This window comes from Dyella sp. ASV21 (genome assembly GCF_016428975.1).
GTDB lineage: Bacteria > Pseudomonadota > Gammaproteobacteria > Xanthomonadales > Rhodanobacteraceae > Dyella.
Genome location: NZ_JAELTT010000001.1, coordinates 22384 through 34818 on the forward strand (window position 1 = coordinate 22384; position 12435 = coordinate 34818).

13 protein-coding genes are annotated in these 12435 nt (G+C 63.9%); all 13 read left to right on the forward strand.

The annotated features are described in order from the left end of the window. Positions 1–68: 68 nt before the first annotated feature. The 13 genes from JHD67_RS00125 to JHD67_RS00185 all read left to right on the forward strand — a co-directional run bounded on the left by JHD67_RS00125 (position 69) and on the right by JHD67_RS00185 (position 12385). Positions 69–611 carry a glycine zipper 2TM domain-containing protein gene (locus JHD67_RS00125; protein WP_343214269.1) on the forward strand — a complete coding sequence of 181 codons (543 nt, stop codon included), beginning with the start codon at positions 69–71 and terminating at the stop codon, positions 609–611. A gap of 397 nt (positions 612–1008) precedes the next feature. After that, positions 1009–2016, forward strand: a complete 1008-nt coding sequence (locus JHD67_RS00130; RefSeq protein WP_199096115.1) for an N-acetylornithine carbamoyltransferase — start codon at positions 1009–1011, stop codon at positions 2014–2016. 8 nt (positions 2017–2024) lie between these two features. Continuing rightward, positions 2025–2651, forward strand: coding sequence for an FMN-binding negative transcriptional regulator (locus tag JHD67_RS00135; protein WP_199096117.1), 627 nt, complete (start codon positions 2025–2027; stop codon positions 2649–2651). Then, positions 2648–3127, forward strand: a complete 480-nt coding sequence (locus JHD67_RS00140; RefSeq protein ID WP_199096119.1) for an OsmC family protein — start codon at positions 2648–2650, stop codon at positions 3125–3127. Before JHD67_RS00135 ends, JHD67_RS00140 begins: the two co-directional genes overlap by 4 nt. 40 nt (positions 3128–3167) lie before the next feature. Further along, on the forward strand, positions 3168–4361 hold the full coding sequence (locus tag JHD67_RS00145; RefSeq protein WP_199096121.1) for an argininosuccinate synthase: 1194 nt from the start codon (positions 3168–3170) through the stop codon (positions 4359–4361). 22 nt (positions 4362–4383) lie between these two features. Continuing rightward, on the forward strand, positions 4384–4821 hold the full coding sequence (locus JHD67_RS00150; protein ID WP_199096122.1) for a GNAT family N-acetyltransferase: 438 nt from the start codon (positions 4384–4386) through the stop codon (positions 4819–4821). A gap of 34 nt (positions 4822–4855) precedes the next feature. Next, complete coding sequence (locus tag JHD67_RS00155) at positions 4856–5950, forward strand: acetylornithine deacetylase (RefSeq protein WP_199096124.1); 1095 nt, start codon at positions 4856–4858, stop codon at positions 5948–5950. 6 nt (positions 5951–5956) lie between these two features. Next, positions 5957–7273: an acetylglutamate kinase gene (locus tag JHD67_RS00160; protein ID WP_199096126.1), complete on the forward strand. Its 1317-nt coding sequence runs from the start codon at positions 5957–5959 to the stop codon at positions 7271–7273. Positions 7274–7276: 3 nt separating this feature from the next. Continuing rightward, positions 7277–8233, forward strand: a complete 957-nt coding sequence (gene argC, locus JHD67_RS00165; RefSeq protein WP_199096128.1) for an N-acetyl-gamma-glutamyl-phosphate reductase — start codon at positions 7277–7279, stop codon at positions 8231–8233. 72 nt (positions 8234–8305) lie between these two features. After that, a complete protein-coding gene (argH, locus tag JHD67_RS00170) occupies positions 8306–9601 on the forward strand; it encodes an argininosuccinate lyase (protein ID WP_199096130.1) in 1296 nt (431 codons plus the stop codon). 12 nt (positions 9602–9613) lie between these two features. Beyond that, the gene (locus JHD67_RS00175) at positions 9614–9973 is read left to right on the forward strand and encodes a cupin domain-containing protein (RefSeq protein WP_199096132.1); all 360 of its coding nucleotides are present in this window, start codon (positions 9614–9616) and stop codon (positions 9971–9973) included. Continuing rightward, entirely contained in the window at positions 9970–11130 is a 1161-nt protein-coding gene (gene proB, locus JHD67_RS00180) for a glutamate 5-kinase (protein WP_199096134.1), read from the forward strand. The genes JHD67_RS00175 and proB overlap by 4 nt, the downstream gene beginning before the upstream one ends. Then, positions 11123–12385 (forward strand): glutamate-5-semialdehyde dehydrogenase, encoded by a 1263-nt coding sequence (locus tag JHD67_RS00185; RefSeq protein ID WP_199096137.1) that lies wholly within the window; start codon positions 11123–11125, stop codon positions 12383–12385. The genes proB and JHD67_RS00185 overlap by 8 nt, the downstream gene beginning before the upstream one ends. The last annotated feature ends 50 nt before the right edge of the window (positions 12386–12435 follow it).

Sequence of the window (12435 nt, forward strand, 5' to 3'; positions counted from 1 at the left end):
GAATTTGCTGCAATGGATGCTAAGTGGTGCGAAGAAGCGCCCGTCCCTTGCCCCCATCGGAGGCCGCTGTGACCAAATGGTTGTTCCCCGCGCTGGCGCTATCGCTGATGGCAACTGGCGTGTTCGCACAGGATGCGCGTTACCAGCAGTACCAGAACGACGACAACAACACCCACTACGGCTGGGCCGATGTGCTGCGCGTCGATCCGGTCTATGGCGTGGCGCGTACCGAGGTGCCCCGCCAGGAATGTTATGACCAGCAGGTGGTTCGCCAGGCCCCCAGCCAGGGCTCCACGGCCAGCACCATTCTGGGCGCGGTGGTTGGCGGTGTGCTGGGCAGCACCGTGGGCAAGGGCGATGGTCGTACCGCAGCCACGGTAGCCGGCGCGGTGGCTGGCGGTGCGGTGGGCAATAGCGTTTCCCGTTCCGGTGGTGGCGAGTATGAAAGTACGGAGACCCATTGCCGCCAGGTATCGGCCGTGAGCGAGCAGCGCCGCATCATGGGTTATGACGTGGAATACCGTTATCGCGGCGAGGTCTACGTGTCCCGGCTCAATTACGACCCGGGTGAGCGCCTGCGGGTGAGGGTTAGCGTCTCTCCCGCCGACTGAGACTGCTCCATCGCCGCCTTCGGGCGGCGATTTGTTTTCCGGGGTAGGTTGCCTGCCACGCTGATCGCATGGCCTCCAAGGGGATCGTGCCTGGCTCCCGGAAAAGGGCCCGAGCAGGCCCCCGGCGTCATACCGTTGTTGCATGGCAGCGAAAATCCCGTCATGATGCGCGTTCAACCTCCCGGAACCTCCATGTCCGCAGCCGTCTATACCGCTACTGTTCTTACCAGCGCCCGCATGGCTGCTGGCATGACGTCGCGTGCTCGCCGACCGCTGTCCCGACATTCGGCCGGGTAGGCTGTCGCACGCGTTTCATGTGTATCGACGACAAAACCCGGCCTGCAGCCGGGTTTTTTTGTTTCCGGAATCCGAAGATTCGACAAGGGCTCTCACCATCATGACTCTCCGCCACTTTTTGACCACCCAGGATTACAGCCGCGCCGAAATCGATGCGCTGCTCGAGCAGGCTGCCGCCTTCAAGCGCAGCCCGCGCGGCCAGCAGCTGGCCGGCAAATCGGTGGCGCTGATGTTCTTCAATCCCTCCATGCGCACCCGCACGAGCTTTGAGCTGGGCACCTTCCATCTGGGTGGTCACGCGATCGTGCTGGCGCCGGGCAAGGACGCGTGGCCGATCGAGTTCGAGGTGGGCACCGTGATGGATGGCGACACCGAGGAGCACATTGCCGAAGTGGCGCGCGTGCTGTCCCGCTATGTGGACCTTATCGCCGTGCGGGCCTTTCCCAAGTTCCAGGACTGGGCAGTGGATCGCCAGGACAACGTGATCAAGGCGTTCGCCAAGTACGCCACGGTGCCGGTGATCAACATGGAGACCATCACCCATCCGTGCCAGGAGCTGGCGCACGCGCTGGCGCTCAAGGAGCACCTGGGCAACCTGCAGAACAAGAAGTACGTGCTCACCTGGACCTATCATCCCAAGCCGCTGAACACGGCGGTGGCCAACTCGGCCCTGCTGATCGCCACCAAAATGGGCATGGACGTGACCCTGTTGTGCCCCACGCCCGATTACGTGCTCGACGAGCGCTACATGGAGTTCGGCTACCAGAACGCGAAGGAGAACGGCGGTTCGCTCAAGGTCAGCCACGATATCGAAGAGGCTTATCGCGGCGCCGATGTGGTCTACGCCAAGAGCTGGGGCGCGCTGCCGTTCTTCGGTCGCTGGGAGCAGGAAAAGCCGATCCGCGAGGCGAACAAGCACTTCATCGTGGACGAAGCCAAGATGGCGCTGACCAACAACGGTCTGTTCAGCCATTGCCTGCCGCTGCGCCGCAATGTGAAGGCCACCGACGCGGTGATGGATTCGCCTGCCTGCATCGCCATCGATGAAGCCGAGAATCGTCTGCATGTGCAGAAGGCCGTGATGGCCTCGCTGATCGGCCAGCGCTGAGTCACGCCATGTACCTGCCCTCGTCCTTCCGGGAAACGCGAGAGGATCACCTGCACGCATTGATGCAGGCGTATCCCTTCGCGACCGTGCTGGTGCACGGTCCCGATGGCATGGTGGCCAATCACCTGCCGCTGGAGCGGGTCGATGGCACCCACCTGCACGGACATGTGGCGCGCGGCAACGAGCTGTCGCGCTTCGATGGTGCCGAAGTGCTGGTGATCTTTCGTGGGCCGGATGGCTATGTCAGCCCCAACTGGTATCCGAGCAAGCATGAAACCGGTCGTGAGGTGCCCACCTGGAACTACGCGGTAGTGCACGTGCAAGGGCGCCTGCGGGTGATCGAGGACGCCGCCTGGTTGCGCGCGTTGCTGGAGCGGCTCACCGATCGACACGAGGCCGGCCAGCCGTCGCCCTGGCATGTCGGCGATGCGCCGGAAGAACACACGCAGAAGCTGCTGCGCGCCATCGTGGGCCTGGACATCACCATCGAGCGCATCGAGGGCAAGTTCAAGTTGAGCCAGAACCACCCGGCGGCCAATCGTGTGGGCGTCATCGCCGGCCTGCGCCAGCGTGCGGCCCCGGGGGATGCCGAGCTCGCCAATCTCATGTCACAACTCGAAGAGGGCAGGTCGTGAGTAGAACGCACGCGCATCGCTATCAGGTCGAAGTGACCTGGACCGGCAACCAGGGTGCCGGCACCAAGACCTATCAGGGGTACGGTCGGGATCATGACATCCGCATTGCCGGCAAGCCGACGCTGGCCGGCTCGTCCGACCCCACGTTCCGCGGTGACGCCAGCAAGCACAACCCGGAAGACATGCTGGTCACGGCGCTTTCCACCTGCCACATGCTGTCCTACCTGCATCAGGCCGTGTTGGCCGGCGTGGTGGTCACCGCCTATGTCGATCAGGCCGAGGGCACCATGGAGACCACGGTGCACGGCGGTCGCTTCGTCGAGGTGCTGCTGCGCCCCGTGGTAACCATTGCGGCCGGCAGCGACCCGGCCAAGGCCGAGGCGGCGCACGACCCTGCGCACCATGCCTGTTTTATCGCCAATTCCGTCAATTTTCCGGTGCGCTGTGAACCGCGCATCGTCGTCGAATCCGTCTGACATCCATTCTGTTTAGCCTTCCATCCAGGATCTGCAAGCCATGAGCAAAGATATCGTTCTCGCCTTCTCCGGTGGCCTCGACACCAGCTTCTGCGTGCCTTACCTCAAGGAGCGCGGCTGGGCCGTGCACACCGTGTTTGCCGACACCGGTGGCGTGGACGCCGAAGAGCGCGCCTATATCGAGCAGCGGGCCAAGGAGCTGGGCGTAGCCAGTCATGTCACCGTGGATGGCGGCCCCGCCATCTGGGAAGGCTTCGTCAAGCCGTTCGTACAGGCTGGCGAGGCCTATCAGGGCCAATACCCGCTGCTGGTCTCCGACCGTTACCTGATCGTGGACGCCGCCATTGCGCGCGCCAAGGAATTGGGCACCAAGGCCATTGCGCACGGTTGCACCGGCATGGGTAACGACCAGGTGCGTTTCGACCTGGCGGTGAAGGCCCTGGGCGACTACGAAATCGTGGCGCCGATCCGCGAGATCCAGAAGGAGCACACCCAGACCCGCGCCTACGAGCAGGCCTATCTGGAAGAGCGCGGTTTCGATGTGCGCGCCAAGCAAAAGAGCTACACCATCAACGAAAACCTGCTCGGCGTCACCTTGTCCGGCGGTGAGATCGACCACTGGAAGACGCCGGGCGAAGGCGCGCGCGGCTGGTGCAAGCCGCGTGCCGAATGGCCGTCCGAAAAGCTCACCGTCACCCTCGGCTTCGAGCAGGGCGAAGCGGTGTCGCTCAACGGCGAGAAGCTGCCGGGTGCCAAGCTGCTGGCCAAGCTCAACGAGCTGTTCGCGCCCTACGGCGTGGGTCGTGGCATGTATACCGGCGACACCACCATCGGTCTCAAGGGCCGCATCGTGTACGAAGCCCCGGGCCTGATCTCGCTGCTCGCCGCGCATCGCGCGCTGGAAGAGGCCGTGCTGACCAAGCAGCAGAACCGCTTCAAGCCGGATGTGGCACGCAAATGGGTGGAAGTGGTGTACGAAGGCTTCTACCACGACCCGGTCAAGACCGATCTGGAAGCTTTCCTGGCCTCCAGCCAGCGCTGCGTGAACGGTGAAGTGGTGCTGGAAACCACGGGTGCGCAGGTTACCGCGGTGGAAGTGCGTTCGCCGCACATCCTCAACGCTAAGGGTGCCACCTACGCACAGTCGGCAGACTGGGGCGTGGAAGAGGCCGAGGGCTTCATCAAGCTGTTCGGTATGAGCAGCACTCTGTGGGCCGAAGTAAACCGCAGTTAAGCGCAGCCCGGAGCACGGCGAAATGGACGATAACCTCTACATCTCTACGGACAAGGATCGGCTCGACCTCGCGCTGATTCACGACTTTCTCTCGACCGGGTCGACCTGGGCGAAAGGTATTCCGCTGTCGACGGTGCGCCGGTCCATCGATCACTCGCTGTGCTTCGGGGGTTACGTGAGCACCGGCCAAGTGGCGTTCGCGCGGGTCATCTCCGACTTCGCCACGTTCGCCAACCTTGTCGATGTATTCGTGCTGCCCAGCCACCGCGGCAAGGGCTACGGCAAGCGCGTGGTGGACGCGGTGATGGCGCACCCGGATTTGCAGGGGCTGCGCCGCTTCACCTTGGCGACCTTCGATGCACACGACCTCTATGCGCGCCACGGCTTCACTGCGCCCCATCGCCCCGAGACGCTGATGGAAATCTATCAGCCGGGTATCTATCAGTCGGCTCAGTCGTGACGAGCCGGGCGACGCACCTTCAACGACGAACCTCATGAGCGCACTACTCGACGCAACCCTCAGTCACCTTCGCGCGCTGGTCGGCTATGACACGCGCAATCCGCCGCGCGATATCGGCACGGACGGCATCTTCGATTACCTGCGGAACAACCTTCCCGGGTTTGACGTAACCGTGACCGATTACGGCGCGGGCGCCGTCACCCTGTATGCCGTGCGCGGGCAGCCCAAGCTACTGTTTAACGTGCATCTGGACACCGTGCCCGATTCGCCTAACTGGACCGCCAGCCCGCACGCGCTGCGCGTGACCGAAGACCGCGCCATCGGCCTGGGTGCCTGCGACATCAAGGGCGCCGCCGCCGCACTCGTGGCCGTAGCCAATGCCACCAGTGGGGATATGGCGATGCTGCTGTCGACGGATGAGGAGGCTAACGATCCGCGCTGTATCGCCGGCTTCCTCAAGGACAAGCCCGCCTACGACGCCGTGATCGTCGCCGAGCCGACCAAAGGCGAAGCGGTGCTCGCGCATCGCGGCATCCATTCGGTGCAGATGCGCTTCACGGGGCATGCCGGACACGCCTCGGGTGAGCAGAAGCCTACTGACAGCGCGCTGCATCAGGCGATGCGCTGGGGTAGTGCGGCGCTGGACTATGTGGAAAAGCAGGCGCACGAGCGCTTCGGCGGCCTTACCGGCCTGCGTTTCAATATCGGCAAGGTCGAAGGTGGCATCAAGGCCAACATGATCGCGCCGTCGGCCGAGGTGCGCTTCGGCTTCCGTCCGTTGCCCACCATGGCACCCGATCAGCTTCTGCACACCTTCCGCACCTTGGTGGAGCCGCTGCCGGTGGCGTTTGACGAACTGTTTCGCGGCGACTCGCTGCCGGCCGGCGATACCGCCACCGCCGAGGCTCGTCGCCTCGCTGCGCGGGACCTGGCGGATGAATTGAATATTCCCATCGGCAATGCCGTGGACTTCTGGACCGAGGCCGCGCTGTTTTCCGCCGCGGGCTACATCTGTTTCGTCTACGGCCCTGGCGACATCGCGCAGGCGCACACCGCCGACGAATGGGTTGCACTGGACCAGTTGCAGCATTACGCCGAAACCATCTACCGCATCATCGATAAGAGCTAAGTCATCGTGGAAGCCCACAAGCACACCCGGAAAACCATCGTCCGCCTGCTTTCGAGCATGGGCAGCGCGAAGGAGATCCAGCAATACCTCAAGCGCTTTTCCCAGCTCGATGCGAAGCGTTTCGCCGTGGTAAAGGTCGGTGGCGCCGTGCTGCGCGACGATCTGCCTGCACTCACCTCATCGCTCACCTTCCTGCAGCAGGTGGGCCTTACGCCCATCGTGCTGCACGGCGCCGGTCCGCAGCTGGACGAGGAGCTCTCGGCCGCCGGCATCGAAAAGCACACCGTCAACGGCCTGCGTGTGACTACGCCCAAGGCGCTGGCGATCGTGCGCAAGGTGTTCCAGGAGCAGAACCTGCGCCTGGTCGAGGCCCTGCAGACCATGGATACGCGCGCCACCTCGGTGCTGTCGGGCGTATTCACGGCCAGCTACATCGATCGTGACACCTATGGCCTGGTCGGTAAGGTCAGCCACATCAATCTCGCACCGATCGAGGCCAGCCTGCGCGCAGGCTCCATTCCGGTCATCGCCAGCCTGGGCGAGACGGAAGAGGGGCAGATCCTCAACGTGAACGCCGATTTCTCGGCGAACGAGCTGGTGCGTGTACTGCAGCCCTACAAGATCGTGTTTCTCACCGGCACCGGCGGTCTGCTGGACGATCAGGGCAAGATCATCGACTCGATCAACCTCAGCACCGAGTTCGATCACCTGATGAAGCAGCCGTGGATCAACGGGGGCATGAAGCTGAAGATCGAACAGATCGCCGATCTGCTCAACGACCTTCCGCTTACCTCGTCCGTGTCCATCACCAAACCCTCCGAGCTGGCCAAGGAATTGTTCACCCATAAGGGCTCCGGCACGCTGGTGCGCCGTGGCGAGAAGGTGAAGCGCTACGAATCCTGGGAGGGTATCGATCAGGAGCGCATGCGTGCGCTGATCGAATCCAGTTTCGGACGCACGCTGGTGCCGGATTATTTTTCCCGCACCCAGCCGCACCGCGTGTACGTGAGCGAGAACTACCGCGCGGCGATGATCCTCACCATGGAAGACGGGCTGCCGTATCTCGACAAGTTCGCCGTGCTCGACGATGCACAGGGCGAGGGCCTGGGGCGCGCCGTGTGGCAGGTGATGCGCGATGAGAACCCGCAGCTATTCTGGCGCTCGCGTCACGGCAACAACGTCAACCACTTCTATTACGCCGAATCGGATGGCTGTCTCAAGCAGCCACGCTGGAAAGTGTTCTGGTACGGCATCAACGACTTCGACACGATTGCCCGCTGCGTCGCGCATTGCGCCGAGCGGTTGCCGACCCTGGTGGACTGACTCATGAGTACGAACACTTTTCGCATCGGCATCGTTGGTGCGCGTGGCCATACCGGCGCCGAACTGGTTCGCCTGGTGGCGGCACATCCGTCGCTGGAGCTCGTCTTCGTGTCCTCCCGTGAACTGGACGGCCAGCGCGTGGCCGATCATGTGAGCGGGTTCCACGGAGAGCTGCGCTATGCCAGCCTCGACCCGGCCGCTGTCGCGGCGCAGGGCGCCGATGTGGTGGTGCTTGCCTTGCCCAACGGCAAGGCCGAGCCGTATGTGCAGGCCATCGATCAGGCCAGGCCCGATACGTTGATCGTCGATCTTTCGGCGGACTATCGTTTCAATGAGAAGTGGTATTACGGGTTGCCTGAGCTGACTCGCCAGCGTTGGCGCGGTGAAAAGCGCATCAGCAACCCAGGTTGCTACGCCACCGCCGTGCAGTTGTCGATTGCGCCGCTGAAGGATCTGCTGGCCGCGCCGCCGGTAAGTTTCGGCGTTTCCGGTTACTCCGGCGCGGGTACCACGCCGTCCGATCGCAACGATCCCGAAAAGCTGCGCGACAATCTGATGCCGTACTCGCTTACCGGTCACATGCACGAGAAGGAGGCGAGCCGCCACCTGGGTGTACCGGTGGAGTTCATGCCGCATGTGGCGCCGCATTTTCGTGGCCTCACCGTAACCACGAACCTCTACCTCGCGCGTCAGGTGAAGCGTGAGGACATTGTGCAACGCTTCCACGCCGCCTACGACGGCGAGAAGCTGGTGCGGGTGGTTGATGAGGCGCCCTGGGTCAGCCACATCGCCAACCAGCATCACGTCGATATCGGCGGCTTCGCGGTGTCCAACGATGGCAAGCGTGTGGTGGTGGTGGCCACGCTGGACAACCTGCTCAAGGGTGCCGCCACGCAGGCCATGCAGAACATCAATCGCGCCATTGGCGTGGACGAGTACACGGCGATCCCGCTGAGCTGAGCGTTCTGCCTGCCTTCGCAGGCAGAACCTGCTTAGCGGATACGTCTTCCATCTTTCGCAGGACAAGGCCCCATGACCCAGCCTCTCTGGCAGAAATCCAACATCAAGATCGACGCCCGCATCATGAAATTCCTCGCTGGCGACGATGTGTTGCTGGACCGCGAGTTCTTCCTTCACGACATCACCGCCAGCAAGGCGCATGTAGAAGGCCTGGCGCATATCGGCGTGGTGAGTGCGGACGAGGCCGCGGCGCTTAAGCGCGAACTCGACCTGCTGGCCGACGACTTCCGCGCCGGCCAGTTCGTGCTGGATGAGCGCTACGAAGATGGGCACTCCGCCATCGAGGCGCGCCTTACCGAGCGCCTCGGTGATGCCGGTCGCCGTGTGCACACCGGCCGCAGCCGCAACGACCAGATTCTGGTCGCTACGCGCCTCTGGCTGAAGGAGCAACTGGCCGCGCTGGAAACCCATTGCCGCGCCATTGCTCACGTTTGCCTGGAGCGCGCCGCCCAGCCGGCCATTCCGCTCCCCGGTTATACGCATCTGCAGCGCGCGGTGGTTTCGTCGACCGCCATGTGGTTTGCCGGCTTTGCCGAGGGCTTTGTCGACAATGCCCTGCGTGCACGCCAGACCTCGGCCCTTATCGACGCCAACCCGCTAGGTACCGCGGCCGGCTATGGCGTAAACCTCAAGCTGGATCGCGAGCACACCACGCAGGCGCTGGGTTTTGCGCGTATGCAGATCTCGCCGATTTACGCCCAGCTCTCGCGCGGCAAGTTTGAAATGGCGGTGCTGGAGGCCATGGCCGGTGCACTGCTCGACGTACGCCGCCTGGCATGGGATCTCTCGCTATTCACCACGGCCGAGTTCGATTTCGTCAAGCTGCCTTCGGAGTACACCACCGGCAGCTCAATCATGCCCAACAAGCGCAACCCCGATGTGGTGGAGCTGCTACGTGCCAGCTACGCCAGCGTGGCGGCGGCGCGTACCGAGATCGAACAGCTGCTCTCGTTGCCCTCGGGTTACCAGCGTGACCTGCAGTTCTCCAAGGGATCGCTGTTCCATGGCGTGCGCCACGGCCTCGCGGCGCTGGAGCTGGTGCCGGATCTGCTGGCGCGCCTGCGTTGGAACGAGCCGGCCATGCGTGCGGCCATCGAGCCGGCCATGTACGCCACGGATGTGGCGATCGAACAAGCCGCCGCCGGCGTACCGTTTCGCGATGCGTATCGCGCAGCGGCCGATGCCGAGGCCTCGGCGGGTGCGGGGCGAACGCCCGAGGGCAGCTTGGCAGCGCGCGTATCGCCAGGCTCCGGCAACGATCTCCGCCTGGATGAATTGCACGCCAGGCTCGTTCGTCTGGACGGCTAAACGGGGAAAGGCATGGGGACCGTCAGTACGGGGAATGCCGAACATTACCGCTGGGGGCAGGCTTGCGACGGCTGGCATTTGCTGGCCGGCAGCGATCTGAGCGTGATCGAGGAACGCATGCCGCCGGGCGCCGCCGAAGTGCGGCACCGGCACCAGCGAGCGCGCCAGTTCTTTTACGTACTGGAAGGCGAGCTGACGCTGGAGCTGGCAGGCACGTTGCATCGACTGCAAGCCCGGCAGGGCTTGCATGTGCCGCCGGGCGAAGCGCATCAAGCGCGTAATGAAGCGGCGAGCGATACGCACTTTCTGGTGATCTCCTCGCCACGCAGTCATGGTGATCGCTTCGATGCACCCGCAGGGGACACGCCATGAGCCTGATCCCGGAGCAACCGTTGCCCTCGTGGCGACGTGCCGTACTCAAGGTGGGCAGCAACTTGCTGGCGGCCGATGGTGGCGGCCTCACCAACCGATACGCGCGCGCATTGGCTGACTTTATCGCCGGGAGCCATGCGGCCGGCCGGCACGTCGTTCTGGTGTCGTCCGGCGCGGTAGCGGCGGGGCGTGCCTTGTTGCGCGAGCACGCCGCCACCTCCAGTGAGCTGGCCGCCCGGCAGGCATTGGCGGCGTTGGGGCAGGCGCCCATGATCGCCCTGTGGCAATCCCTGGCGACGCGCCCGGTGGCCCAGGTGCTGCTGACGCATGACGATCTGCGCGATCGCCGCCGCTATCTCAATGCCCGCGCCACCTTGCGCGAGCTGCTGGCGCTGGATGTGCTGCCGGTCGTGAACGAGAACGACACCGTAGCGGTGGACGAGCTCAAGCTGGGCGACAATGACAATCTGGCGGCCATCGTGGCCGCCTTGGTCGATGCCGACCTATTGCTGATCGCCTCCGATATCGAAGCGTTGTATAGCGCCGATCCGCGGCGCGATTCCCAGGCCACGCCGTTGGGGTATGTGCCGGTTCTTACACCCGAGGTGTTGGCCATGGCGGGCGACAGCGGTAGTGCGGTGGGTACCGGTGGCATGCGTACCAAACTGGAAGCGGCCGCCAAGGCGGCCGGGGCGGGCATTCCAACGGCGCTGTTCAGTGGTCGCAATGCATCCACGGTGCGCGGGCTCGCGGCTGGGCGGCTGCGTGGCACCCTGTTCGATGCCGCGCGCACGCGCATGCAGGCGCGCAAGTATTGGCTGCGTCATGCACCGGCGGCTCCGGGAAAAATCGAGGTGGACGCAGGGGCGGCGCATGCGTTGTCCAGCGGTCGCGCATCCTTGCTACCGGGTGGCATCGTGGGCATAACCGGCGAGTTTCATCGTGGCGATCTGGTCGAGATCGTCGGTGCAGGCGGTGTTTCGGTGGCGCGCGGACTTTGCCAATACGGTGCTGGCGAAGTGCGTCGTCTGGCAGGGCGACATAGCCGGGATATCGCCACGACGTTGGGCTACAGCTATAGCGCCGAGATCGTTCATCGAGACGATCTGGTGACGCTGTTGGAGTCCGGACCCATGGAGAAGTCTGCGCATGAATGAGCTGCGAACCCAGGCGCTGGCCTGTCGCGACGCCGCCCTGAGGGTGGCTGCCTTGGATACAGACGCCAAGCGGTCACTGCTGCGGGATATGGCGACCGCGTTGGAGCGACATGGCATCCGCATCCTCGCCGCCAATGCACAGGACATGCGGCACGCCGCAGACAACGGTGTACAGGGTGCGATGCTCGATCGCCTTCGATTGGACGAGGGTCGCGTCGCGGTCATCGCACAGGCCCTGCGCGACGTGGCTGAGCTGCCCGATCCGGTGGGTGTCACCACACGTAGCGAGACCCTTGCCAACGGGTTACTGGTCGAGCGCGTGCGAATTCCACTGGGCGTGGTGGCGATGATTTACGAGGCGAGACCTAACGTCACGGCCGATGCCGCTGCGCTGTGCCTGATGGCGGGTAACGCGGTGATCCTGCGCGGTGGCTCCGAAGCGATTCATTCCAATCAGGCTATCGCGGCGGCATTGCATGAGGCGATGCATCGGCATGCTGTGCCAGCAGCAGCGGTCACCCTGATCAGCGACCTTCGCCGTGAAGCCATGGTGGCGTTGCTCCAGCTCAGCGATATCGTCGATCTCGCCATCCCACGCGGTGGCGAAGGCCTCATCCGTTTCGTCACTGAACACGCGCGCGTGCCGGTGATCAAGCACTACAAGGGTGTGTGCCATCTCTTTGTGGATCGAGCCGCCGATCTCCCGCTTGCGTTGGATTTGCTGGTGGACGGCAAGACCTCGCGTCCGGGCGTGTGCAATGCGCTGGAGACGCTCTTGGTTCATCGCGACGTCGCCGGGCAATTCCTGCCGCTGGCGGCCCAGGCGTTGGCCGCACGCGGTGTGCAACTGCGCGGTGACGATGCGACATGCGCATGGGTGTCAGACGCCGTTCCCGTTAGCGACGATGACTACGCGGCCGAGTTCCTCGATCTGATTCTGGCGGTGCGTGTGGTGGACGATCTTGAGCAGGCCATCGCGCATATCCGTCGCTACGGCTCCGATCACACCGAAGTGATTGCCACCCGCGATGAAGCCGCAGCGCAGCGCTTTGTACAGGCGCTGCGGTCCTCGGTGGTGATGGTCAATGCGTCCTCCCGCTTCTCGGACGGGGGCCAGCTGGGCCTTGGCGCGGAAATCGGTATCTCCACGACGCGCCTGCATGCTTACGGCCCCATGGGCGCGGAGTCGCTTACCGTGGAGCGTTTCGTGGTGCGTGGACAAGGACAGGTGCGACATCCGCAAATCCTTGCGTGAAGCTTGCTGGGCGGCTCGTTGCGACGTAATCTGTAATCACTCTGTCATCA

Excerpts from the sequence above, each read along its gene's own strand:
- JHD67_RS00130 (WP_199096115.1), top strand. The coding sequence starts at position 1,009 with ATGACTCTCCGCCACTTTTTGACCACCCAGGATTACAGCCGCGCCGAA.
- JHD67_RS00135 (WP_199096117.1), top strand. The coding sequence starts at position 2,025 with ATGTACCTGCCCTCGTCCTTCCGGGAAACGCGAGAGGATCACCTGCAC.
- JHD67_RS00145 (WP_199096121.1), top strand. The coding sequence starts at position 3,168 with ATGAGCAAAGATATCGTTCTCGCCTTCTCCGGTGGCCTCGACACCAGC.
- JHD67_RS00150 (WP_199096122.1), top strand. The coding sequence starts at position 4,384 with ATGGACGATAACCTCTACATCTCTACGGACAAGGATCGGCTCGACCTC.
- JHD67_RS00155 (WP_199096124.1), top strand. The coding sequence starts at position 4,856 with ATGAGCGCACTACTCGACGCAACCCTCAGTCACCTTCGCGCGCTGGTC.
- argC (WP_199096128.1), top strand. The coding sequence starts at position 7,277 with ATGAGTACGAACACTTTTCGCATCGGCATCGTTGGTGCGCGTGGCCAT.
- argH (WP_199096130.1), top strand. The coding sequence starts at position 8,306 with ATGACCCAGCCTCTCTGGCAGAAATCCAACATCAAGATCGACGCCCGC.
- JHD67_RS00175 (WP_199096132.1), top strand. The coding sequence starts at position 9,614 with ATGGGGACCGTCAGTACGGGGAATGCCGAACATTACCGCTGGGGGCAG.
- proB (WP_199096134.1), top strand. The coding sequence starts at position 9,970 with ATGAGCCTGATCCCGGAGCAACCGTTGCCCTCGTGGCGACGTGCCGTA.
- JHD67_RS00185 (WP_199096137.1), top strand. The coding sequence starts at position 11,123 with ATGAATGAGCTGCGAACCCAGGCGCTGGCCTGTCGCGACGCCGCCCTG.